The sequence below is a fragment of the Parabacteroides sp. MSK.9.14 genome (assembly GCF_019041495.1).
Taxonomy (GTDB): Bacteria; Bacteroidota; Bacteroidia; order Bacteroidales; family Tannerellaceae; genus Parabacteroides; species Parabacteroides merdae.
Window position 1 is genome coordinate 33,535 of the sequence record NZ_JAHPXO010000027.1, and the last position, 24,653, is coordinate 58,187.

A 24,653-nucleotide genomic window follows, 5' to 3' on the forward strand; every position below is an offset into this window, starting at 1 on the left:
TCTAACTTTATTTCTGTTCTACTTTATCGAAATAAGTATCCGGCTTATTCGGGTCAAATATCTCATTGCAATACATAACAGTCACCAAATCTTCTGTTTCTGAAAGGTTGATGATGTTGTGGGTATAACCGGGGAGCATGATGACTGATTGAATCTTATCACCGCTCACCTCGTAGTTAAGTATTTCGTCTGTTCCTTCCTTACGGAGCTGAATAAGTCCATGACCGCTTACTACGATGAATTGTTCCCACTTGGTGTTGTGCCAATGTTCGCCTTTCGTGATACCCGGCTTTGAGATGTTGATGCTGACCTGTCCGCAATTCAACGTGTGGACAAGTTCTGTAAATGAACCTCGACTGTCAACATTCATTTTCAAATCAAAGATAGCCTTTTCCTTCGGTAAATATGAAAGGAATGTACTGTAAAGACGTTTGGCAAAAGAATCTGCGGGGATTTCGGGTATCATCAGTGTCTTGGGCATATCCGCAAACTGATGGAGCAGGTCTACAATCTCACCGAGTGTCGCCTTGTGCGTGACAGGACAGTAACAATAGCGACCTTCGGCTGAAGGGATCACTTCCAAGCCGTCAAACTCACAATGATGTTCTTCACCCTTTAACGCGTGAATCATTTCGTCAACAAGGTCATCGATATAGAGCAGTTCGAGTTCCACACTTGGGTCGTTGACTGTAATAGGCAAGTCATTGGCGATGTTGTTGCAGAATGTGGCAACGGCTGAATTGTAATTGGGCCTACACCACTTGCCGTAGAGGTTAGGAAAACGATAGACCAAGACCTTAGCTCCGGTTTCCTTCCCATATTCAAGAAAGAGGTCTTCGCCTGCTTTCTTACTTCTGCCGTATTCGCTGTTGCCGAAACGACCGGTCAAGGATGCTTGCTGAGAGCTGGAGAGCATGACCGAACAATTATTGCCGTGCTTCTTCAAAGTGTCGAGCAATGTGGAAGCAAAGCCGAAGTTGCCTTTCATGAACTCGTCGTTATCTTTGGGACGGTTGACACCTGCCAAATTAAAAACGAAGTCACACTCCTTACACCATGCGTCAAGCTGTTCGGGCATAGAGTCAAGATCGTACTCAAAAACCTCGTCGATCTTCAAGTCGCCATAACAGCGTGCTTTACCGTCCTTGATATTATTAAGTTGGGCACAAAGGTTCTTACCAACAAAACCTTTGGCTCCTGTAACTAAAATCTTCATACTTCGATTATTACTGAATGAAGTTGCCTTCACCGCTTAATTCTTTCTTGATATAATCTAATGATGCAATCTTCGCCTTGGTTTCCTCAAGACTAAGAAGATAGGCATTATTGGAATTAAACTCGTCAACTTCGGAACGTTTCGTATCACCTTCCTTAAAATACTTGTCGTAGTTCAAACCGCGGTTGTCGGCCGGGACACGGTAGAAGTTACCCATATCTTCTGCTTTGGCACATTCTTCTTTTGTGAGCAATGTTTCGTACATCTTTTCGCCATGACGGATGCCAATGACCTTGATGTCTTCTTTCTTGCCTCCGAACAACTCGCAGACTGCTTCTGCCTGAATCTGGATGGTACAAGCCGGTGCTTTCTGAACAAGAATATCTCCGTTCTGACCATGTTCAAAGGCGAAAAGCACGAGGTCTACGGCTTCTTCCAAAGACATGATGAAACGAGTCATTTTCGGTTCGGTAAGGGTTATAGGATTACCGTTGCGAATCTGGTCTATCCAAAGAGGGATGACAGAACCACGGGAACACATGACATTGCCATAGCGGGTACAGCATATTTTTGTCTTGCCGGAGTAACGAGACTTTGCTACTGCTACCTTTTCTTCAATAGCCTTGGAGATACCCATGGCATTGATGGGATAGGCTGCCTTGTCTGTCGAAAGACAGATTACGGCTCCAACGCCTGCTTCGATGGCTGCGGTCAAAATATTGTCTGTACCGATTACATTCGTTTTTACTGCTTCCATCGGGAAGAATTCGCAACTCGGAACTTGTTTCAATGCGGCTGCATGGAATATATAGTCAACACCCGGCATTGCGTTACGGCATGATTGAATATCGCGTACATCGCCAATAAAGAACTTTATCTTGTTTGCAACATCCGGATACTTGGACTGATATTCATGACGCATATCGTCTTGTTTCTTTTCATCACGTGAGAAAATACGGATTTCACCGATATCCGTACGAAGAAAACGATTTAATACTGCATTACCAAAAGAACCTGTTCCACCGGTAATCATAAGGGTTTTGCCTGCAAAAATGCTCATTGTTTTATATTTCACTTGTTTAACTTCATTTTTTATAATACCGCACATACCACTCGGTAAAATGCCTCAAACCTTCCCTCAGACTTGTGTTTGGTTTAAAACCAAAGTCTTGCTCCAAAGGTGTTGTATCTGCATAAGTTACAGGTACATCGCCCGGCTGCATTGGTACAAGTTCTTTATGTGCTTCGAAGTCGTAGTTTTCGGGAAGTACTCCTGCACGGAGAAGCTCTTCTTGGAGGATGGTTACAAACTCAAGTAGGTTTTCAGGGTGGCTGTTGCCGATGTTATACACCTTGTACGGAGGTATTGGCAACCCATCTTCACCATTCTGCTTTTCTGGAGCGTGCTGCATTATGCGGACAACGCCTTCTACGATATCATCCACATAGGTGAAGTCGCGTTTGCAATTGCCGTAGTTGAAAATCTTGATGGTTCCGCCTTTCACGAGTTTATCGGTGAAGCTAAAGTAAGCCATATCGGGACGGCCGGCCGGACCGTAAACGGTAAAGAAACGCAGACCTGTTGATGGTATGTTGTATAGCTTAGAGTAGGCATGAGCCATAAGTTCATTGCTTTTCTTGGTGGCAGCATAAAGAGAGACCGGGTTATCGACCTTATCGTCTGTTGAATAGGGTACTTTCTTATTGCTGCCATACACAGATGAAGAAGAGGCATAGACGAGATGTTCCACTTCGTGGTGGCGACAGGTTTCGAGTATGTTGTAGAAGCCTATGAGGTTGCTTTGGATATAGGCATCGGGGTTAGTGATGCTATAACGGACTCCTGCTTGGGCTGCAAGATTCACAACAACTGCAATATCATTTTCCGTGAATATCTTTTCTACTACGTCTTTATCGGCTATAGATGCATGCACAAATGTCCAATCACGATTCAATGACTCGATTTCTTTCAGGCGTTCATATTTGATGTTGACATCATAGTAGTCGGTGATAGAGTCTATACCGATAACTTTGATGTTCTGAACATCCTGAAAAAGACGCTTGACAAGGTTGCTACCGATAAAACCGGCGGCACCTGTCACAAGGACTGTCTTACCTTCAAGTTTTACATTATACTCTACCATATCTTAATCTCTTCTGAAAATATCTCGCGTATAGACTTTACTTTCCACATCTTTCAGGCAGTCGTCAAAACGATTGGCAATGATGGCCTTGCTCTGTAGCTTGAATTCATCAAGGTTGTTAACGATTTTACTACCAAAGAATGTGGTGCCGTCTTCAAGGGTCGGCTCATAAATGATCACTTCCGCACCTTTTGCTTTGATGCGCTTCATGATACCTTGAATGGCTGACTGACGGAAGTTGTCCGAATTGGATTTCATCGTCAAACGGTATACACCGATGACACAATTCTGTTCCTTGCTTGCATCCCACTGACCGTTTTCAGCATAATATCCCGCTTTACGCAGCACAGCATCTGCTATGTAGTCCTTACGGGTCTTGTTGGATTCCACTATGGCTGACATCATGTTTTGGGGGACGTCTTGATAGTTGGCGAGCAATTGTTTCGTGTCTTTGGGTAAGCAGTAGCCACCGTAACCGAAAGATGGATTGTTGTAGTGCGTTCCGATACGGGGGTCAAGGCCTACGCCTTCGATGATTGCTTTTGAATCCAAACCTTTCATTTCGGCGTATGTATCCAATTCATTGAAATAGCTTACGCGAAGGGCAAGGTAGGTGTTGGCAAAGAGTTTGACGGCTTCGGCTTCTTTCATTCCCATAAAAAGCGTGGGGATGTCTTCTTTGATAGCGCCTTCCTGCAAAAGAGAAGCGAATGTATGGGCGGCCTTTTCCAATGCCGGGATATCGGCTACGGCTTTGATCGCTTCGTTCTCTTCTCCAAACTGATCGTTGCTGATTATCTTGGGTGTGCCTACAATTATGCGGCTTGGGTAAAGATTATCATAGAGTGCTTTGCTTTCACGGAGAAACTCCGGAGAGAACAGCAGGTTGAACTTCTTTATGCCCTTGCTTGCATACTTGACATACAGGCTACGGCAATAGCCTACCGGAATGGTGGATTTAATCACCATGACGGCATCGGGATTGACACTTAACACCAGATCGATCACCTCTTCGATATGGTGGGTATCAAAATGGTTCTTGACTGGATCGTAATTGGTAGGTGCCGCAATCACGACAAAGTCTGCATCGCGATAGGCTTTTGCTCCATCGAGCGTGGCTGTCAAATCCAATGGTTTTTCAGCCAAATACTTTTCAATATACTCATCTTGAATCGGTGATTGCTTATGATTGAGCATATCCACTTTCTCAGGTATAACATCCACGGCAGTCACTTGATGGTGTTGAGCCAAAAGGGTCGCTATACTAAGACCTACATAACCTGTTCCTGCTATTGCAATTTTCATACAAAATAGATTTAATTAATTCATTATTCCTTTCCAAACAACCATATTATGGTCGCTATAAGATTTTTCCGGGGAGTAGCATTCATGGCCTTTTAACGGTTTCGAATAGAAAACGTAGTCGATGCGCCAGAGTTTGTATAACTGCCGGAATGTGTATTGGTAGCCGCTTCCGCAATCACGGAAACCGTCTGTCAGGCCTTTTCGGATCTGACGGTAGGTGTAGGAAGCGGGGGTGTCGTTGAAGTCGCCACAGACAAGGACCGGATATGGGGAGCGCTCGATCTCGGCGTGGATCGAATCGGCTTGATCGGCTCGTTTCCGGTAGTTGTCTTTCATTTTCAGAATCAAATCTTTGGCGGCTTTGACACGGACTTTCAGGGTCTTGCCGGGGGCGGTGATGATGCCGCGATAGGCGTTGACGCTGGTGGTCTCGAAATGGTTGTTGATCACACGAAGGTGGCGATCGTTTATCCGTATGTCGGCTATCATTGACATGTTCCAGGAGTTTTTGTAATAGGTTGTCTTTACCTGATGGATCGGATAGCGGCTATAGATCGCTACGGGCGAATGGTCCGTGCGCCGGCTGATAGACCGGTAGGGTGCATAGGCAAAGGCTTGCCGGATGCTGTCCGGGTGGTAATAGCCGTTATCGGGGGCTTCCTGGAAACAGATGATATCGGGTTGCTGCTTCTTGATATAAGCGGCGGCTTCGTTCATGGTGTACTTTTTGTTCCAATAGAAATGGCTGGCGTTGTAGGTGACTACGGTCAGCGGGGTTCCTTCTTGTGGGACGGCAGCCGGTCTATTCCAATATGGGGGTTGATAAACGGCTGACAGGTATTCTGCGTGAAGCAGGACCGCCAACAGTGGAACTATGCTTTTCCATTTCTTCTTGGTGAATAATTGTATCGGCAGCAACAACAGGTTGCCTGCCAATATCGGCCAAATCGACAATGTCAGAAAGGATAGCCAGATACATACGCCATCGGCATAACAGCCTCCGAGAAAACAGAGGATGGACAATACCGCAAAAAATGTAAGCAGAAAGTTATTCAACTTTTTCCAATCAAGGCTATCGGGCTGAATTCATTGTCATAACAAACGTATTCCTGTTGTTTGGGCTTCTACGGTGACGGCGGAGTTTTCGTAATCGCCGATTATGTCGATTTTCTGATCGCCTAATGTTTGCTTCAGACGGGCTTTCATCCGAATACGGTCCAATATTCCTTTTTTAGGAGATTCTGTCCGGATCAAGAGATCGATATCGCCTCCTCGTTTCGTATCGTCGGTACGGGAGCCGAACAGGTAGACGGATACATCCTCGCCATAGATTTCTTTGGCAATCCGGACTATGGACTGTATTTCTTTCGAATTTAAACGCATTCAGAACTCTTTTGTGACAAAGATAGGAATTTTTATTCGATTTCTTTGATCATTCGGATGGTGCTATTGCGCATTGCCATCCTTTATATGAGAAGTATGAACCTGTATAACATGAATTCTTTCCGCTATACATAAATCAGATCCTTTTTTATTGACTTTTCCATACGGGTTCCAGCTATAGATTCGCGTTTACGAAACAAATCTACAGAGCAGCCCAGGAGTTTTTCAAGCTCCGATTTTAAACGGCATAGTGTAAACAGGGTCATATTGGAACTCTCATAATAAATATCAATGTCACTATCTACCTTTTGCTCATGACGGGCTACAGAACCGAACAAACCCAGATTGCTAATCTGATATTTACGAAACAAATATTCTTTTTTGTCTCTCAGTATACTTAAATATTCTTCTGTAGTTCTCATATTTCCTATTCTTGAAAGGCAAAGATAAGGATTTTATTCTTTGTCGAGAGCTTCGTAGACTGAATTCTTGCTTTTGAACTCGGGGACGATTCCTTTCATCATTCGGACGGTGCCCATCTTGTCGACTCGGACTGCAAGATCGATCAGGGGGGTGATGACCGTGCAGATGTCTTCGTAATCGTATTCGCGGACTTGGGCACGGAAGATCTTTTCGTTTTCTGTAGGCAGGGTGTTTTCTTTGGTTGCCAAGAGTTCTTCGTAGAGCTTTTCGCCCGGACGGAGGCCGGTGTATTTGATCTCGATGTCTTTACCGGGGACAAGGCCGGCAAGCTCGATCATGCGGCGTGCCAGGTCGGCTATCTTCACGGGGGTCCCCATGTCGAACACGAAGATTTCGTTGCCTTTGCCCATAAAGGCGGCTTCCAGGACCAGACGGCAGGCTTCGGGGATCGTCATGAAGTAGCGGATGATGTCGGGATGGGTGACGGTCAGGGGACCGCCCTTTGCCAACTGCTCGCGGAAACGGGGTATGACGGATCCGTTGCTTCCCAAGACGTTGCCGAAACGGGTGGTGATGAAGCGGGTCTTACCGGGGTAGCGGCCTTTGCTGATGGCGACGCTCAGGCTTTGCACGTACATCTCTGCCAGGCGTTTGGAGGCACCCATGACGTTGGTTGGGTTGACGGCTTTGTCGGTCGAAACCATGATGAACTTCTCCACTCCGTATTTGACTGCCATATCGGCCACGTTGCGCGTACCGTAGACATTCGTATGGACGGCTTCGCAGGGGTTCTCTTCCATCAGGGGCACATGCTTGTAGGCGGCTGCATGGAAGACGATATGGGGATGGAAACGCTGGTAGACGTTCTCGACACGGTGGATCATGCGGACATCTCCCATGACGGGGACGAACTCGACATCGGGAAATTTCTCTTCCAGTTCCAACCGGATGTTGTGCATCGGGGTTTCGGCACTGTCGAACAGGACCAATTGCTTCAGGCCGAACCGGCAGAGCTGGCGACAGAGCTCGCTACCGATGGAACCGGCGGCTCCGGTGACCAAAACGACTTTGCCTTTCAACGAATTGGCGATCTCGGTCATGTTGATGCGGATCTCTTCGCGTCCTAACAGGTCTTCGACACGGACTTCGGGAAGGGAGTGCAACTGTATCTTGCCTCCACGGAGCTCGTCGACGGAGGGCAGGAGCAACATGCGGATCTTCTTCTTCTCGCAGAAACGGACCAGACGTTCGCTTTCTTCTTTGACGACCTTATAGTCGGTGAAGAGGATGGCCTTGATGTTATGGAGGTTCATCAGGCGGTTGAACTCGGCCTGGTCGGAGATGAAATAGACTTTATAGTTGCCTATACGCATGGAGATCCGAGTTCCGAAACGGAGAAAGCCTTCAACCTGGTAGGATGAGTTTTCGCGTAAGAACGCTTCGTTCAAGAGTGACGGATAGGATTTATCATAGCCGAAAATAAAGATTTTGTCTTTGCTGCGGGATGTCATGCTGCTCACTACAAAGGTATAGGCGGTAATGAGGAAGACACGGAAAATCGTCAGGATAAAGAAGGTGAGAAAGAAATCGATGATGCTTCCCAGCAGGAAGCCTCGGAAGGTGAAAACATCGGTTATCAAAAAGAGGGTCGGCAGGATGGTCGCTCCTTTCAGGGAAGAGGCCATGGCGATACGCCCGGTCTCGGTAAAAGCGGAGTGACGGATGATTCCTTTATAGGTCTGGCATATAAAAAAACTGACAAGGCTGCAACAGACCGATGCCAGGAATACGCTGAATACTGTCTGATTTGAATAATCGCAATCTAAAATGTAACTGATCAGAGCCAAGGATGTGACGGTCGAAAAAACAGAAAGGAACAGGTCTATCAAAAGAATTACCCATCGGTTAATGTACTTTTCCCGCGTCAGCCTCGATAATAAATAGTTGATTTTCATATAATTAAAGTATTAATAGTTCCACACGAAAGCTCGTCAGTCCCATTAATGGGTAACGTACTTGACTTGCTTTGGCACCGATCTCCCGAGATAAATGTCATTAAATCGTTTAGAAATTGTGATATTTTGTGCGGGATGCACAAAATATCATAGGCGGAAGAACGCCTATGATATTTTGTGCGGGATGCACAAAATATCATAGGCGGAAGAACGCCTATTTCGGACGACAAATAACATTTTTATTTCAGTAAGACAAAGATATTTAAAATCTTCGATATTCATTTTTTTATAATCTTAACTGCCTAATTGATAGGCAGTACCAGTATCTTTCAAAAACATATGATAATCACGTGACAATTCAAATTTAAACTTATATTCACAAGAATATTTTTCTTTTTATCACAAGCGGATACATACCGTTTTTCACCGATCATATACCGATTGATTATCTTTATTTATTGAAAAAGTTTTATTTCAAATTTTATTTAGACTATTTCTAAATAAAATTATTCTGCTTGCTCTTTATTCTGCCGTTTGAAAAGGAAAGATGATCGTTTTTGCTTTTTTCTTTGTTAACCGTTTTCGGTAAAACGCTGATTTTAAACTAATTAACATTCAATCTACCCTATACAAAAGTCCGTCAGTCCCATAAGAAATGAAGACATAACGTTCTGACTACATGAAGATTAAGCATCTTCAAAATGACTAATGAAAACGTACGTTTTCGGTAGTCATTTTGACGGAGCAAATATACTTAAAATATTTGAAATCAGAAAACTTTGTTTGTCTTTTATTTTTCTGTTTATCAATCTGATCGATCCGATAAGACGTCGTTTCTTGAAAACCAACGGTTAACAATCTTTTATAAATAAAATGACTAAAAAAAACGTACGTTTTCGGTAGTCATTTTTTTGTTGTGGGAGTTTCGTATGGGGGATGGTTTCGTTCTTCTTTTCGGAGGGGCAGGAAAAGGGGATTACGTATGGATACGAATTAGGGCGGTATCGTCAAAACGTACTTGTCTCCCACGCTGACGCGGGAACAAGGCTGTTTTGACAACACCGCCCTGAAAAAGCAAAAGAGAAGGTCTTCTTTATTCTATCGTGCTAATCGTAGAAATCATACCGAACTTTCCGTTGTCGTTCAGACTCCAGATAACTTCTCCTTTATCGTTGATCTCGAATACCTGGGGGCTCTTGGCCTCTACGGCATTCTTGTCGTGTCCTTGCCAGTTGCAGACGTACAGGCCGCCATCCTTTGCCGGAAGCAGTCCGGCAACGAAGAACAGGCGGACGCCATCGATATCGTTTTCACCGAAGCGACGGGCCACTTCGCCGTTGTCGAGGTTCACTTCCATCAGGGAATGACCGTCGCCACAGGCTACCCAATAGTTACCACCGTCCAACTCCAATGTGGTGAAAGGCGTTCCTTCGAGGCGGGTGATCTTCACCACTTCGCCTTCAGGAGAGAGCTCGCGCACGTCGGAGGTGGCAAAGAGGGGCATCAGGTAGTTGCCGCGGGCATTCTTGTTCAGTTGGCGGAACTGGGCGTGCGGATGGTCGATGCCTGTCTCGTATTCGGTACGCGACAGGATATCGCCTGCCGGGCTCACTTCCATGATAACGGCCGGATGGCCTACCCAACCCAAGAGGTAGTTGCCGTCGGGCAACACGCGGGCGGTCTGCATCTCGCAGGTATCGGGGGCGGCAATGTTCCATATCTCCCGGTGATTGCGGTCGATCAGTTTCGCTCCCCTGGCATAGGCGAAGAGGATGTTTCCGTCGGGGGTGGCGACTGCCGAGTTGCATTCCCAGCCTTTTTCAAGGGGATGCTCCCACTCTATCTGCTTGGTGTCCTTGTCGATGATCACGATCTTGTTCCAGCCGGAACCGCCCAACAGCAATTTTTCTGTCTTCTTCTCGCAAGAGGTAGCGGTCACCAACAACAGTGCGGAACAGAGGTATGTAAATAGCTTATGCATACTTAATAATTTATCAATGAATCGATCGGCTCATCATTTCTGTAAATCCTTGAACATTTCGAAACCCTGTTCAGGTGTCAGGCCTTCGTGAACGACAGCGTGGACGGCTTGGATCATCGCGGCCGGGTTTTCACTCTGGAAGACGTTGCGTCCCATATCGACACCGGCTGCACCGTCGTTGACAGCGTTGTAGCAGAGTTCGAGTGCTTCCTTTTCGGGCAGTTTCTTTCCGCCGGCGATCACAACGGGAACCGGACAGGAGGCGGCTACTTTCTCGAAGCCTTCGCAGTAGTAGGTCTTCACGATGGAGGCTCCGTTTTCGGCACATACGCGTGAAGCGAGTGCGAAGTAGCGGGAGTCGCGTGCCATCTGTTTGCCGACAGCCGTCACACCCATGACGGGGATACCGTAGCGGTTGCCCAGGTCGACTGCTTCGACAAGGTTGGCTGCCGTGAGGGCTTCCTGTTCGCCGTCGCCGGCAGAGAACATAACGGCCATGGCGGAGGCGTTGTAGCGGATCGCATCTTCGATATCGATCAGGACGTTGCGGTTCAGCTCGGTCAGGATCGTCGAACCGGCATCCGAACGGAGGCAAACGGGTTTGTTGATGTTAGCGGGAATGGAAGTCTGCAAGATACCGCGCGTACACATGATACAGTCGGCATATTGTACGAGGGGAACGATATTCAGGTCGATACGTTCCAAACCTGAAGTCGGACCCATGATAAACCCGTGGTCGAATGCCAACATGACGGCACGGCCTGTTTTCGGGTTGAAGATACGAGAGAGGCGGTCTTTCATACCCCAAGAGTAGTTAGACGCACCTTTTACATGAAAATTGTCGAATTGGGAAGTTTGTCCGAAGCCGAAATTATTCGCTTCTCTGAACCCATCCATATCTGCCATAGCTTTTTTCCTTTCTTAATTTTTAATTCTTAATTCTTAATTTCTCAAAGCGCTTGTGCGAACGATTCGAACATGCAGCTCCAAGAGGTAGCACCGCTGTCGGCATAACCGACGGAGCGTTCGCCGTAATTACGGGCACGGCCGAAGTTGGCTTTCATTTCTACGGTCGAAGCAGCACCGGCAAGGGCAGCTTTCGCTCCGGCTTCGAGGATTTCCTTGATATCGTCCGAAGGACATGCCTGGATCGCTTCCACAGCCGGGATCAGGGCGTCCATCATGGTCTTGTCGCCTTTCTGGGCTTTCGTCTGTTTCTGCACGTTGGCAAGACCGCCGGCAAACATGGCTTTCACTCCGGCGGCATCCAGTTCCGTACCGGAAGCATGGTCGCTCATACCTAAGAAGAAAGCCCCCAACAGCGTACTGGTGGAACCGCTTACCTGCAACATGACGTCAAAACCCATATCGTTCAGCATGGTTTTGAACTCCGTTCCTTTCTGGGCCGTAGCCACGATAGCGGACATGGCTGTCACGATTGCCTGACCGTGGTCGCCGTCACCGATAACGGCGTCCAGTTTAGAAAATTCGTCTTCGCGTTCTTTGATGTTCTTCAAGGCGTTGTCGAGCATCGCCTTGAAGTTTTCGATAGTCAGTTGTTTCATATCTCGTTTATTTACCGATTGTTGTCCAGTAAGGTGCATCAGCACGTTTGTTCTTCAGATAGTCGATATGATCTTCGTCGAGGATAGCCATGATCATCTGGAAACCGGCCTGTTCCTGTACGGTCAGGATTTCCTGGATGCGGCTTACGACAACCTGGAGGCCACGGGCTTCCAGTTCCTTGTAGGCCTTACGGAAGATGATGTTCAACTCCATGTGGGTAGTCGCTCCTACGCCGTTGATGATAAGCATCATCTTGTCGCCAGCCTTCGGCTTGAGCTGCTGGCAAAGCAGATCTACCATCTCGGCAGCCGTATCGTCGGCAGATACAAGCGGTTTCTGTCCGCCACCGCCTTCGCCGTGCTGTCCCATACCGATCTCCATGATGCCCTGGGGCAGGTCGGTGATCGTACCACCATTCTGCGGATGCGTACAAGAGCGCATGGCAACGGCTAGAGTAGCGACGTTGTTGTTATAGCGTTCGGCGATTTCGACCAGCTCGTCAAGCGTCTTGCCTTCTTCGGCTGCAGCACCTAATATTTTATACAAAGGCACACAACCGGCCAAGCCGCGACGGTCGTTGATGTCGGCACCGATACCGGCGCTGATATCGTCGTGAGTCAGCACTTGTTTCACCTTGATGCCTACACGTTCTGCCAACTGGCAAGCCATGTTCGCACTCATCACGTCGCCAGAGTGGTTCAGGACAACCAACAGGATACCGGCTTCACGCTTCATCAGCTGCAAAGCCTGGAACAGACGCTGTGCACCGGGAGCGGCAAAGATGTCGCCCACGACAGAGCAGTCCAGCATACCTTCGCCTACGAATCCGCTCAATGCGGGTTCATGACCGGAACCGCCCAAAGTCACGATAGCCACTTTGTCTTCGCTCTTCGGATTGGCACGTACGACGATGTTTTCACCACCTAACTTGACCTGGTCCGGATATGCCAATACATAACCTTCCAACAATTCGGGTGTTATCTGTTCGGGATCATTTATAAATTTTGTCTTTATGTCTGACATGGTATATTCCTCCTTTATTTAAGTATGTTATTAATGTTATTATTTGATTTCCATGATTTCGATGGCGATACCTTCTTCTTCGATGAAAGCGATCGTCAGGTGTTCGTCGCATACGGCCGGGCCGAAGATCACCTTCTTGCCTTTCAACTCTTCCTCCAAAGAAGGAACGGTGTAGGCAATGTGTCCCTGTTTCTGTACCAGTTCGGGCAGGCAGCTACCTTCCTCGAATTTCAGGAATTCGATGCGATTCGGACTTTTGCTATAGTCTGTCAACCATACTTTCAGGCCTTCGTTAAACATAGCCCCTTCTACTTGTTCTGTCGTTACGATACCGACATGATTAAATGTTCTCATGACTAATTAATTTTAAGTGTTCGTACTATTTTTTATTCGTTATCAGTTCTCTCAACCTCAAAACATAGATGTTTCGCATTCAAAACACCGGTGTTTCGTTTTCAAAACATATATGTTTCACACCTTCGTCTTCCATCTCCTGTACGAAAGGACAGCCAAGATAACGACTACCCCCAAGGCGATATAAAGATAGGTGAATATTCCATGCACATTATCATTTTGACCGTATGAATGCATTCCGCTCAGGAAATAATTGACACCGAAGAAAGTCATCAGCACGGAAGCGAACGCGATCACGGATGCCAGATTGAACAACCAAAGACTATTCCAGCGTTTCACCAAGTGGAGATGAGTCACTACGGCATAGACGACCATCGTGATCAGCGCCCAGGTCTCCTTCGGGTCCCACCCCCAATAACGGCCCCAGGACTCATTCGCCCAGACAGCACCGAGGAAAGTGCCGACAGTCATCAGGGCAAGCCCTACCCACAACGCCATCTCACCCACAATACTCAGTTCGGTGATACGGGCTTTCAATATCTCTTTGTTCTTCTTTCCGGCGACGGACATCATCACCATATTGGTCAGCCCGATCAGGCAACTGATACCGAAAAAGCCGTAAGCGGCAACAATGACCGCCACATGGAACATCAGCCACGGCGATTTCAGGACCGGTACGAGCGGATTGATCTCAGGGTCCATCCAGTTCAGACCGGAAACGAAGAGGATGATACCGCCGAACAGGGTGGCCAGCGCGAAAGTGATCGTACTACGGCGCACGAACAACAGTCCAGCAAGGACAGTCGCCCATCCCACATAGACCATCGTCTCGTAGGAATTGCTCCAGGGAGCATAGCCACCGATATACCAGCGCATCCCCATTCCGAACATATGATAATGGAAGACGACCAGTACGCCGGCTCCTAACAGCCATACGGCAACCTTCATCCAGCGGGTCCGGCGGAACAGCATCGCGAAAGAAAGGACCAACAACAGTCCGCCCAAGACCAGATAGCCGATCTTGCAATAACGGAAAACATCCATCTTGTTATATTTCAATTCGGCCTGCATGCGCTTCGGACTGATATCGAGTGTCTTGTTCTTGGCTTGCTGGTAGGTGTCGATCATGCCGACCACTTCATCGGCTTTCGCCCAATCGCCGCTCTTCAAGCCCTCCTGCACTTCACCTAAATACCAGTCGAAAATACGGGATACGAACATGGAGTCTTTGCCGGTAAAGGCAGAGAGGTCGTCGCCGGGTGCATACCATTTATGATTCGGGTCGTCTTCTTTCGGAAAAAGGTTCAGCATCTGGTGATTGATCAGCTGATGGAAGATGTTCAACTGCTCGTCCAGTTTCATCAGGTCCTTGTCGAAACGCGTACGCTGGGCAGGCATCTTGTTATAGGCTTCTTCCAGCTTCTCTTGCAGTTTGTAGTTGCCGTTACTGTCGAAGGCCTGGATATAGGCGCACTCGCCGTCCGTCAGGTCATAATAGGCGGCCAACTCCGGATTGGACAGGGCGATAAAGGGAACGCGCATCCACATATCGGGCATGGCTAAAAGGCTCAAAAGGAACTGGTCAGAGTTCAACTGACCGATCTTATCCGACTTATGGAGCTTACGTAGAATCTCCGAAGAGAAGGTATTGACCGGCATCATACGGCCGCTACCCGACTGGATCGGAAGGGCTCCGAAGAGGGCAGCATGTTCCGGGCTCACCGCATATTTCTGCACGGCATCGAGCATCGGGGAAGCCTTCCCGCCGGCATTTACGGACAGGGGTACGGCAAGGAGCGCAAGCAACAGGACCGTTACGTTGGTCGCCTTGCGCAATTCTTTCAGGCGGCGGCTCTGACGCATAAAGCGGGAATCCTTACCGACCAGGCAAAGGATCAGGCCGATGACCAGCAACAGATATCCGGTGTAGGTGATGTTCCGCCCCGCCACGTCGCGGTTGACGGAAAGGATGGTCCCGTGTTCGTCCTGGTCATAGGAGGCCTGGAAGAAACGGTAGCCTTTTACATCCAATACGTTATTCATAAAGATCCGCTCTTCGCGGTCTTCCCCATCCACATGGACGATCACTTCACTCTCGTAGGAAGAGGGACTGGCGGAACCGGGATAGCGGGTTAAGGTGAATTTCTTCAGTTCAACGGAAAAAGGCAGGGTATGAAAGGTCGTGTTATCGGAAGTGCGGACAGCAATCTGGTTGCTTGTCTCCCCTTCACGCAGATGCAAAATTCCTTCTTCGCCGAAAAGGAAAGAGGTCAAGGCGCCGAGAAGGATGATGATAAAGGCGAAATGAGTCAGCATCAGTCCCCATTTGCCGCGTTTCAGGTATTGGTGTTTGATCGTAGCCGCAATAAAATTAACGACTAAAAGGAATTGGAGCAGAAAAAACAGGGGGGAATAATAAACCATTGCTTTGGCTGTCGCTGTACCGTGATACTTTTCGATGAAAGTGGCAACAGCCAGGCCAAAGGCATAAATCAGTAACAGGACGATCGTCGTTACAAAGGAGGAGAAAAATCTTTCGAGATTTGTTTTCATTTACTTTTTTATTAGAGTTCACAGATGCGGCAAATGTACGCAGATTAATCGTTTGATGAAATAACCGGTGGCAATCTGCCACATCTGTGTCCTCTATTAGTTGATAGATATCATCTATACCTTTTCATTATCAATCTTCAATGATCATACGGAAGCCGACGTTGAACACACGCTGGTACGGATAGTAAGCCTTACGCGTATGGGAAGCCGCATATTTCGGACGGTCGATATAAGAACCGCCGCGGGCCACCTTGTATTCGGATGTCTCTTTCGTCTTCTCATTGTACGGATACGATACATAGTCGGAACGGGTCCATTCGGCTACGTTTCCGTGCATGCTGTACAGACCGAAGGGATTGGCCTCATAAGCCTTGCCGCCGACCTGGACCAGGTTACCGTCGTCCACGCTCTCTTCTTTCGGAAGGAAGGTATAGTACTTGTACCACGGGTTGGTCTTCGCCATCGGCTGCGGGTCTACACCGTAAACGGCAAACAACAGCGTTGTCTTGTCCGCCAAATTGTCCTTCTTGCCGAAGTCCGCATGCATGTCGCCATACCAGAAGTCCTGGTCGCTACCGGCGCGGCAAGCCCACTCCCACTGTGCTTCTGTCGGAAGCGTGATCTTGAGACCGGTCTTTTCGCTCAGTTTCCGGCAGAATTCCATAGCATCGTTGTAGCTGACACGGATAACAGGCTGTTCCGGTTTATTGGCCGGATATCCCTGAACCACGTGGTCTTTCCACTGCTGATCGACGAAACGGCTGTCGTGATCCGGGAAGACAACGTTGAACTGTTCGTTCGTCGTTTCCAGCTCGGCCATCCAGAAGGCTTTGTCGATCTTCACCTTGGCAGTCGGATAAGCATCCGGTTCGCCACGGTAACTACCCATCACGAATTCACCGGCCGGGATACGGACGAAATTGACTTTCACACCCGGAGCGATCTCAACCACCTTACGGGTTTCCTTCTCCTTAGCCAGCATTTCCTTGATCCGGTCAGCACCGAAAGGCCAACCTTTCACCTTCAAGGTCTTTTCCTTTACAGGAGCGGCCTTTTCAGGCATTACCGGGGTGATCGGGCCTTGTTTCTTCAGGTAGTCGGCATAGTCGGCGATTTCTTTCTTCCAGTCGACACCGGCTCCGTTCGCATACTTGTCGGTCAATTCCTTACGACGCTTGATCTGGTCGAATCCCTTATAAGGAAGATCAGTCAATACGTTCGCATTGAAATAACCCTTGTCGGGAGCGTTGTAGTCGATCCAGTTATAAAGCGTCTTCCATTCCTTATCGGTCAGTTTCACGTTGTGATGGCCTTTCTTCAGCAAGCGTACCAATTCGCTCGTGTTGGGATGATATTCGTACGGCTGCAAAACGACCATGTCGCCTTCGCCTCCCTGACGATGCACATACGGATGCAAGTTCAGATAAGACGTGCCATAACCTAGCTTGTCTTTCTTTCCACCCCGCAGGTCGAACGCTTTTCCTTCACCGTTATGACAAGCAATACAAGCGCGGTCCAGGATCGGCTGCACTTCCAGGTCAAACGTGAAAGAGCGTGTACCGCCTTCGGGCAGAGTCAAAGCAGACGGAGCTTTCTGCGAAGCGATCACACGTTTCGGGATCGCGATCTGGTTCTGGTCTTCATGACAACCGATACAGGAAACCACTTCGCCCGGCTGACCGGTCACCCAGCTTCGCATCCACTGGATAGCCACGCCGTCCTTATCCAAAGGCTGGATGGAGATCGGTGTATTGGCAGGAGCCTTGAAGATCACGGAACCGTCTTCTTCGACAGGAACCGTCCCCAACATACGCTTGATATCCCAACCGGACTGGATTCCATGCCAGTTATGGTCGGAACGAGTCTTTACATACGCATATTCGTAAGCATGCAGACGCAGAGACTTGACCGTTCCGCGAGGAATACCTTTCAGACCTTCTCCTTCGTAGATATCCTGAATAAAGAAGGTCGCTTCCTTTTCATTCAGTTTCACACGGTCGGGAATGGACGGAGGAGTCTTTGTCTTGCGCACCAGGATCGGGCTGATATAGCCTTCGCCTTCTGCCTGCATCAGACAGGTCACGTTGTCGTAGACGTCCACCAGATAGAGTCCCCACAAGGCATGCGGGTCCAACTTGGCTGCAACCAGGAAGTATTTGTCGTTCAGCGGAGTCGGTTTGATGAACTGCGGCCATACACCGTTTACCAGCTGGTCCTTGATTTCTTCTTTGATCGGACGGTTACGGTGAGGGATTTCCTGTACCATACCGGCTGTGCTCTTACGTCCCTTGGTCGGATCGAAGATGATCATACGGCCTGAACGTGCCACACCGTGGTGGCCGGAGATGATACCGACGAACGCCGAACCGTGGCCGGGCAACGGCTGCACGTCGAACGTACTGTTCGGGAACATCGCACCGCTACCGTAGAGGGCTTTGTTTTCCGTTCCGTCCGGGTTCATGTGCATTACGATACGGGAATAGTAGTGGGTCAGGTCGGTGTACTCCCAGCGGGTGTACATCACGCGGCCGTTATTCATGATGACCGGATTCCAGTTGGCATCCTGGTCGAATGTCAGGCGGCGCATGCTCTTGTCCTTCGGGTCATACAGCACCATGTTACCTACCGCATCGCTACCGTTCACACAAGGAACACCCTGGTAACCGATGTTGGAGATAGCGATCACACGACCGTCGGGCAGGTAAGTACCATCGTAGAACTCCAGATCCGGCTCGTCGTTTTCCACAAGCGGCTTGAAGCCTGTCCCATCCAGATTCACTTCATAGATGTTCCAGCGCTTGTCGTCCTGTGTCTGTGTGAACATCACACGGTCACCGTCCCAATGCAGTTTCAGGTCAGCGATGGAAGAACCGTTTTTCGGTTTGTAGACCTGACGCATCTGTATATCGCCACGCAGATTGGAGAGTTCGACGATCTCGGCATCGAAGCCCTCACGACCGGCAGATTCCTGGTTACTCCAGTTATTGGCCTGAGTCCCCAAGGAAGGAGTCATGATCTGGTGTGCCTTTGAACCTACCTTGAAACGGGCTGCCACGATCTTGTCGGCATCCAGCAACGGGTTAGCCAGCAAGATGGCACGTTTGCATTCCAATGCTTTCTTGGCATCGGCGATAGCCTGTTCGTCACCGTTATAGATGCCTTTGAAACCTTTCTTTTCGAGCCGTACCAGTTCGTTCAGCATCGGTTCGTATTTGGCGGCGTCGTAGCCTTTCTGCTTTTTCATATCGGCGAAAGCCAATTTGACAGCCTCGACGTTCAGCCATTCCAAATCGCTCTGAAGCGTGTACAGCTCCTGTACTTTCTCAACCAGTTCGAGATATTTGCGTATCTGTGTATTGAGATCTTTTTCGTTTGCGATCTGCTTTGCCACATTCGAATAGTAGGCTCCGTCCTTCAATCGGGCGATCGCATTATCCGCAGCCTGCTTTTCGACTGAGGCATCCGGGGTGATCAACCAGGTATCCAGGCCGTCCAGTACCGCACCCAGCATACCGATTTCTTCCGGATACTTGTTGTTCAATTCTTCCGCCACAAAGGTCGGAACCGTATTCAATGCCTGGAAAAACACACTTCCGCCACTTGAAGTATCATCGATACCGACTTCGGCTTCGAAACGGACATACTGGCCACCCACCGGGTATACCAACGTGCCGTTCGCATGGCAGAACACACCGTGTTTGTATTCCTTTCCAGCAATAACGATCTCATGATCGTATGCATTCGTGTTCATCTTGGGTTTTGCCCAACCGGCAACACCGTATTCATAAGGAACTTCGTCCAACCATACGGCTGTACCATCGGCTTTGATCAAACGGGCATTCGCCCATACAGCCTGGTCGTAATCCGTACCATCGGGACCACCGGCCGTTACAAGCACCAGCTTATCCACGCCTTTCAAGTCTACCACGAAAGGTTCGGCTTTCGCCTTATGCTTCATCCAGGTAGAAACGATCGGCATTCCGGATTTCTTCAGCTTTGCCTGTAATTCCGTTTTGGCTTTGACTGAAGCATCAATCCACGTTTCCGCCTTCTTCTGCTTGGGGCCGGCAGACACCATAACAGAAGAGGACAGAAAGAGTGATACTAATAAATAGTATTTGTTCATGTAATAAATTATAAGGTGTTTATTACTTATTATAACGCAGCTTTCGTGTTGGTGAAGCGCAAGCCGTCATTATCGTGGTAGCATGCCCATTCATCAACAATAGCACCTTCAGGACCAGCCATCATAAAGTGGAATGTTTCCAGTTTTTTCAGGCGAAGAACATCACCTACATTCTGTACGACGAAATTTTTGCTCTTGATCGCACCATGGGTAGCAGGGATAGCAGGAGCGTTCGGAGTCTCGTCGCCTACTTCAGAGAAGTTGTAAACCCATCCCTTTTCTACCATCCAGGATTCATGTTTAGCCGGGAATTTGGTCTTTACATGCGCATGTTCGGGGATCATCTGTCCCGGAAGCAGGTAGATCGCGTGAGCGAAGTAGCCGTATTCAGGATCGTTGACCCAGAAAATACCACCCATACCCACGTTTTCAAAATCACCCAGACCGAAATCAGTCACCCACATGTCCTTAGCCATCAGTTCGGTGAAAGGAACACCGTAGAAAGCGAACATGTCTTTCATTGCTTCCATAGCAACATCCTGTTGGAACTTGCCGTCTTTGTAGAAATCGGCATTTGTGTACTTCTTTGAATACTTCATTTCTTTATTAATTTTACAGTTAGCATTGTTGTTACATTCATTCTTGCAGTCGTTTCCGCACTGTTCGGTGCATTGTCCTTCGCCTGCCGCTGCGCAACAGGTAGCCTCGCCAGTAGATGTTTTGCCGTTACATGCAGCCATCGAAAGCAGGAGGGCTCCCATAGCGGCCGATTTCATAAGATTCTTTTTCATTTTTTCTCTTGTTTATTTAGTTAGTAATATTTGTTCTGTACCTATTTCCTACCGGAGAAACTTTGTTTCCATAGGGTGAAACGACTGTTTCCATACGAGGAAACTTTTGTTTGATGCCTATGAAACGTTTACTCGATGGCGATCCCTTCTATTTCGATCAATAACTCATCCCGGCAAACGTCCGCCCACATATAAGATATGGGGATATTCAAATTATATCCTTCCAGCAGTTCGCGTGCCTCCTCATAGAAGGATTTCTCTTTCAGATAGACACGCAGCATTTTCAGTTTCGCCTTACCAATCAGCTGGCCGATGTTTTCCATCGTGATATGGAGCTGGCGTCCGAGCCCTACTCCAACCAGGCTTTCCTCCCCGCGGATAGCTGCCGTACCGGAAATATAAACGATCCGCCGGTCATCGAAAGTCATGCTTTTGGCCCGTTCGAACTTCGGAGTGGCTTTCTTCTGCTGGGCAGCTTCGAGGACCTGGTCCGAATAGGCGTGGGCGGCTATCTGCAATTTATTGTCGATCGGGGTGGCATAGCATTCGGAATGGGCGAACACGGCCGCATCCAAATCGACCAGTATGCCTCCCAAGTTGGCCCCGATACCGGTAGCAGCCGGATAACCGTTGCTCCAGTCCGTCTTTCCATAGAAATCGGCACGGGCGTTGTTGAACATCTGGTAATGCTGGTCCGGCCCGTCGAAGCGGGTGATCTGCTCGATGTAGTTCCACTGGCGGATGATGCAGTTTACGGGGAAGCCTTCCCGGCGCATCACCTCTCCCATCATGTGGAATACTTCGGCGGACTGCTGCTGGATACCGAAGTTTATCACATCCCCATGGAGGCCACCGGCAAAGAGGAAACGGCCATCGGCATTTTCCAGTACGACATACGGGAAGCCGCCGTGACGGCGGAAGGTGATATGATCGTCTTCGTCCGCTTTGTAGCTATGGACTTCCAAGATCAGTCCGGCATTCAGAGGTGGCTGGGAAACATAACTCAATACCGGTTCATGATTCCCATAAAACTTACGGATTTTCTCACGCAGCATGATGCGGCGGGAGACGTATTGTTCGTTGTCGTTCGGCATGCCGAAGAATGCCAAACGGAGAATCTGTTCGTCTTGAGGCAACTGTGCCAGCAGGGCGTCTACCATTTCACCGAAAGTAGCCAGTCCGGTCGTATAAATATTATAATGTATTTTATCGCAATAGTTCATAAAGAGTTCACATATTCGGTTAATGCTTCGATATCTTTCTCTGAAACTTTCTTCTCGATGCCGTGTTTATGGACACTGAACACTTCCTTCATGGTAGCGGCACGTCCGTCGAACAAATAGGGAGCCGTACGCCACACTTCACGCAAAGTCGGAGTATCCCAACCTTTTTCGAACTCTATATCCTCACCTATGCGGTGGTATTTCATATCCGTATAATAAACACCGCTATGGCATTCCCCGCATTTCAGCTTTTCGAAAACCTTTTGCCCTTCCTTTGCCAAATCAGACAGCTCGCCATTCACCAAGTAAGGACTGGGCACGGGACGAAGTGATTTCAAATAGGCATCCACACAAACAGCATCTTCTTCCGAAACTTCAAAAAACTGGATGAAGTTGAATCCTGCCCGCACAGCCCGTTCCGCATGTTCACGGATACCGGAAATCATGTTGGGAGGAGTCACATGACTAAAGAGCATGCTCTTGCAGTTCTTGGAGTTGCCGACACCGTCGTTCATCAAGTCCCAGTTCATGCCATCCGTTCGTCCGTCTCCCGGATGGCAGCCATTACAACTCTGCCAATTCTGGAAGCAGTGCGAAGCATCGTTGAAGTAGCGTTCACCCTTGTTTTCAGCCGTTTCTTCACGTCCGGGATTCAGTTCGACAGACGTCACTTCGTTCGTATTGATATCCATGATGTTCAGGATATCGGCAAAGTAAGTCGGGATAATCAGCTTGTCACCGTTCAGGATCATATTGCGAGGACCGTTCCCCTCCAGCGGGATACGTTCGCGGAGGCCATACAAGAAAGTCAGGTCGTAGTCCAACACCGCCTTATTGGGATAGTTCAGAAATTTCTCCAACATCGCCTTATGGTCAATCACGCTGACCTCGTGCGTTCCCGAATGGGAGATGAAAACAGACTCGTCGTTGCAGGCAATGCTCCAGATACCGGCCGCACCCCGTTCGGGTTCATCCACGACGATGGCTCCCAGGAACTCCTGCTTGTCGACATCGATCACGCTGAAAGCACTCGTGTTCATCCATCCCTGCTGCAATTGAGATGTAGGGACGGTGAAACGCCCCAAGTTGTGCGATACATATATATATTTGCCGTCGGGAGTTATACAGATTCCCCGAAGGGCATTGCTTCCGTTTGCCAACTGGATGTCCTTCACCTTCGTGAAGCCATCCATTTCGATGACGGATACACACGCGGCCACATAATCGAGATCAGCCCGCTGTGCAGGAAGGAAGTTCGTGACGAACATATATTTGCCGTCCTTGCTGAACACGGCGGACTTCGGTTCGCGCAATGCCTTCACCGTACGCATCACCTTCCGCGCAACCGGATCGATTTCGGAGATCGTAGTCTGGAACTGGTTACATACATATATATGCTTCTTGTCCGGACCGAACATCGGATGACATGCTCCCGAACCGGTCGGAATAGAAGCCTCCACCCTGCCCGATTCGAGCGAGAGGATCTGTAAATGGCCTGTCGTTCCGAATGTAGTCACATATGCCTTGTCGCCATCCAAAAGGATACCCGTAGGCGCTTCGTCCATCGGGAAAGAACGCAACAATGTCTTGCCATCAGGCGAAAAAACATCCACCCGCTTTACTCCTTTATCTGTCATCAGCAACTCACCTTTGGCGTTCGCCACGACATCTGTCGGGAAGAACGGTGGGTTGCCTGCTGAAGCAAAGGAGATGCAACAGCAGGCAAAACAAGCCACCAGTGAGTTTTTAAACATGTATTTTCGTGTGTTCATGGTATATTATATTTTTTTTGCTTTACTATATCCCAACTCAAGAGAAATCGTCTGGGCCACTTTCCTTATACAGTCTGCCGAAACACGTACGACCTCTTTCGACAGCCGGTCCTTAGGGCCTGAAATCCAAATTGCCCCGCAAGGATAACCCGTATAATTAAAGATAGGCGCTCCGATGCAAATCACACCGTTCAGTTCTTCCTCATTATCCATGGCATAACCCAATTTCCGGACCTTCTCAAGTTCCTCCAGATAAGCGTCACGTGTAGTAATAGTCCGGGCGTTGTAGCGTGTAAATTCCATATAAGACAAATATCGGTCCCGGACTGTATTCGGCAAATAAGCCATGATAGCCTTTCCCGGAGCCGAACAATGCAAATCGAAAGGTTTTCCCGGCGAGAGGATAAAACGGAACGTATGATGTCCCTGCGCCTGCTCGATAAAGATACCTTTCCGGTCCCCCAGCACGCCGAAGCATGCCGTCTCTTTCACTTGGTCGCGCAAATCGCGCAAACGAGGCAAAACAGTTTCCAGCAAATTGTGTTCATTCAACGATCTGAATCCCAAAGTTAGTAATTTACGGGATAACTTGTACCTTTTTGTGTCTTCATTATAGATCAAATAATCCAGACGGACCAACGTATTTAAAATACGGTAGGCCGTAGTCTGTGAAATATCAAGGGCGGACTTGATATCCTGAAGCGTCTCACCCTGGGTGTGAAGCGACAAGTACTCAAGTACAGCGATCCCTTTTTCGAGATTCGGAACCTTGTAGTTCTCTTCTGCTTTTTCCATATTTGGAATAACGCTTTCCATATTTGAAATATTGTTTCAGATT

The 24,653-nt window shown here is 48.4% G+C and carries 19 protein-coding genes; all 19 read right to left on the reverse strand.

Features of this window, described 5'->3' with window-relative positions; all coding sequences use genetic code 11:
* Positions 1-7: 7 nt before the first annotated feature.
* Positions 8-1,216, reverse strand: coding sequence for a capsular polysaccharide biosynthesis protein CapF (locus KTG12_RS14390; RefSeq protein ID WP_155143790.1), 1,209 nt, complete (start codon positions 1,214-1,216; stop codon positions 8-10).
* A 10-nt stretch (positions 1,217-1,226) separates the two neighbouring features.
* The gene (locus tag KTG12_RS14395) at positions 1,227-2,276 is read right to left on the reverse strand and encodes a polysaccharide biosynthesis protein (protein ID WP_155143793.1); all 1,050 of its coding nucleotides are present in this window, start codon (positions 2,274-2,276) and stop codon (positions 1,227-1,229) included.
* Positions 2,277-2,301: 25 nt separating this feature from the next.
* Complete coding sequence (locus tag KTG12_RS14400) at positions 2,302-3,360, reverse strand: NAD-dependent epimerase/dehydratase family protein (RefSeq protein WP_155143796.1); 1,059 nt, start codon at positions 3,358-3,360, stop codon at positions 2,302-2,304.
* 3 nt (positions 3,361-3,363) lie between these two features.
* Positions 3,364-4,665 carry a nucleotide sugar dehydrogenase gene (locus KTG12_RS14405; RefSeq protein WP_122115685.1) on the reverse strand — a complete coding sequence of 434 codons (1,302 nt, stop codon included), beginning with the start codon at positions 4,663-4,665 and terminating at the stop codon, positions 3,364-3,366.
* Between the two features lie 15 nt (positions 4,666-4,680).
* A complete protein-coding gene (locus tag KTG12_RS14410; RefSeq protein ID WP_155143799.1) occupies positions 4,681-5,721 on the reverse strand; it encodes an endonuclease/exonuclease/phosphatase family protein in 1,041 nt (346 codons plus the stop codon).
* 36 nt (positions 5,722-5,757) lie between these two features.
* Positions 5,758-6,048 carry a nucleotidyltransferase domain-containing protein gene (locus tag KTG12_RS14415; protein WP_075964525.1) on the reverse strand — a complete coding sequence of 97 codons (291 nt, stop codon included), beginning with the start codon at positions 6,046-6,048 and terminating at the stop codon, positions 5,758-5,760.
* A 125-nt stretch (positions 6,049-6,173) separates the two neighbouring features.
* On the reverse strand, positions 6,174-6,470 hold the full coding sequence (locus KTG12_RS14420) for a nucleotidyltransferase family protein (protein ID WP_155143802.1): 297 nt from the start codon (positions 6,468-6,470) through the stop codon (positions 6,174-6,176).
* Between the two features lie 33 nt (positions 6,471-6,503).
* Complete coding sequence (locus tag KTG12_RS14425) at positions 6,504-8,426, reverse strand: UDP-N-acetylglucosamine 4,6-dehydratase family protein (protein ID WP_215668023.1); 1,923 nt, start codon at positions 8,424-8,426, stop codon at positions 6,504-6,506.
* Between the two features lie 1,093 nt (positions 8,427-9,519).
* Positions 9,520-10,407, reverse strand: coding sequence for a hypothetical protein (locus tag KTG12_RS14430; RefSeq protein WP_075964522.1), 888 nt, complete (start codon positions 10,405-10,407; stop codon positions 9,520-9,522).
* Between the two features lie 33 nt (positions 10,408-10,440).
* Complete coding sequence (lsrF, locus tag KTG12_RS14435) at positions 10,441-11,313, reverse strand: 3-hydroxy-5-phosphonooxypentane-2,4-dione thiolase (protein WP_155143812.1); 873 nt, start codon at positions 11,311-11,313, stop codon at positions 10,441-10,443.
* A gap of 44 nt (positions 11,314-11,357) precedes the next feature.
* Complete coding sequence (locus KTG12_RS14440) at positions 11,358-11,972, reverse strand: DAK2 domain-containing protein (protein WP_005642806.1); 615 nt, start codon at positions 11,970-11,972, stop codon at positions 11,358-11,360.
* 7 nt (positions 11,973-11,979) lie between these two features.
* Positions 11,980-12,996 carry a dihydroxyacetone kinase subunit DhaK gene (locus KTG12_RS14445; RefSeq protein WP_005638301.1) on the reverse strand — a complete coding sequence of 339 codons (1,017 nt, stop codon included), beginning with the start codon at positions 12,994-12,996 and terminating at the stop codon, positions 11,980-11,982.
* 39 nt (positions 12,997-13,035) lie between these two features.
* Positions 13,036-13,350 carry a hypothetical protein gene (locus tag KTG12_RS14450; RefSeq protein ID WP_005638302.1) on the reverse strand — a complete coding sequence of 105 codons (315 nt, stop codon included), beginning with the start codon at positions 13,348-13,350 and terminating at the stop codon, positions 13,036-13,038.
* 117 nt (positions 13,351-13,467) lie between these two features.
* Positions 13,468-15,903 (reverse strand): cytochrome c biogenesis protein CcsA, encoded by a 2,436-nt coding sequence (gene ccsA / locus KTG12_RS14455; RefSeq protein ID WP_155143816.1) that lies wholly within the window; start codon positions 15,901-15,903, stop codon positions 13,468-13,470.
* 130 nt (positions 15,904-16,033) lie between these two features.
* The gene (locus KTG12_RS14460) at positions 16,034-20,029 is read right to left on the reverse strand and encodes an SUMF1/EgtB/PvdO family nonheme iron enzyme (RefSeq protein WP_005642801.1); all 3,996 of its coding nucleotides are present in this window, start codon (positions 20,027-20,029) and stop codon (positions 16,034-16,036) included.
* Positions 20,030-20,058: 29 nt separating this feature from the next.
* Entirely contained in the window at positions 20,059-20,820 is a 762-nt protein-coding gene (locus KTG12_RS14465) for a hypothetical protein (RefSeq protein ID WP_005638305.1), read from the reverse strand.
* A gap of 128 nt (positions 20,821-20,948) precedes the next feature.
* Entirely contained in the window at positions 20,949-22,043 is a 1,095-nt protein-coding gene (locus KTG12_RS14470) for an endoribonuclease L-PSP (RefSeq protein WP_155143818.1), read from the reverse strand.
* Positions 22,040-23,815 carry a YncE family protein gene (locus KTG12_RS14475; RefSeq protein ID WP_138272474.1) on the reverse strand — a complete coding sequence of 592 codons (1,776 nt, stop codon included), beginning with the start codon at positions 23,813-23,815 and terminating at the stop codon, positions 22,040-22,042. Before KTG12_RS14475 ends, KTG12_RS14470 begins: the two co-directional genes overlap by 4 nt.
* A gap of 6 nt (positions 23,816-23,821) precedes the next feature.
* On the reverse strand, positions 23,822-24,631 hold the full coding sequence (locus KTG12_RS14480) for an IclR family transcriptional regulator (protein WP_005638309.1): 810 nt from the start codon (positions 24,629-24,631) through the stop codon (positions 23,822-23,824).
* Positions 24,632-24,653 lie beyond the last annotated feature (22 nt).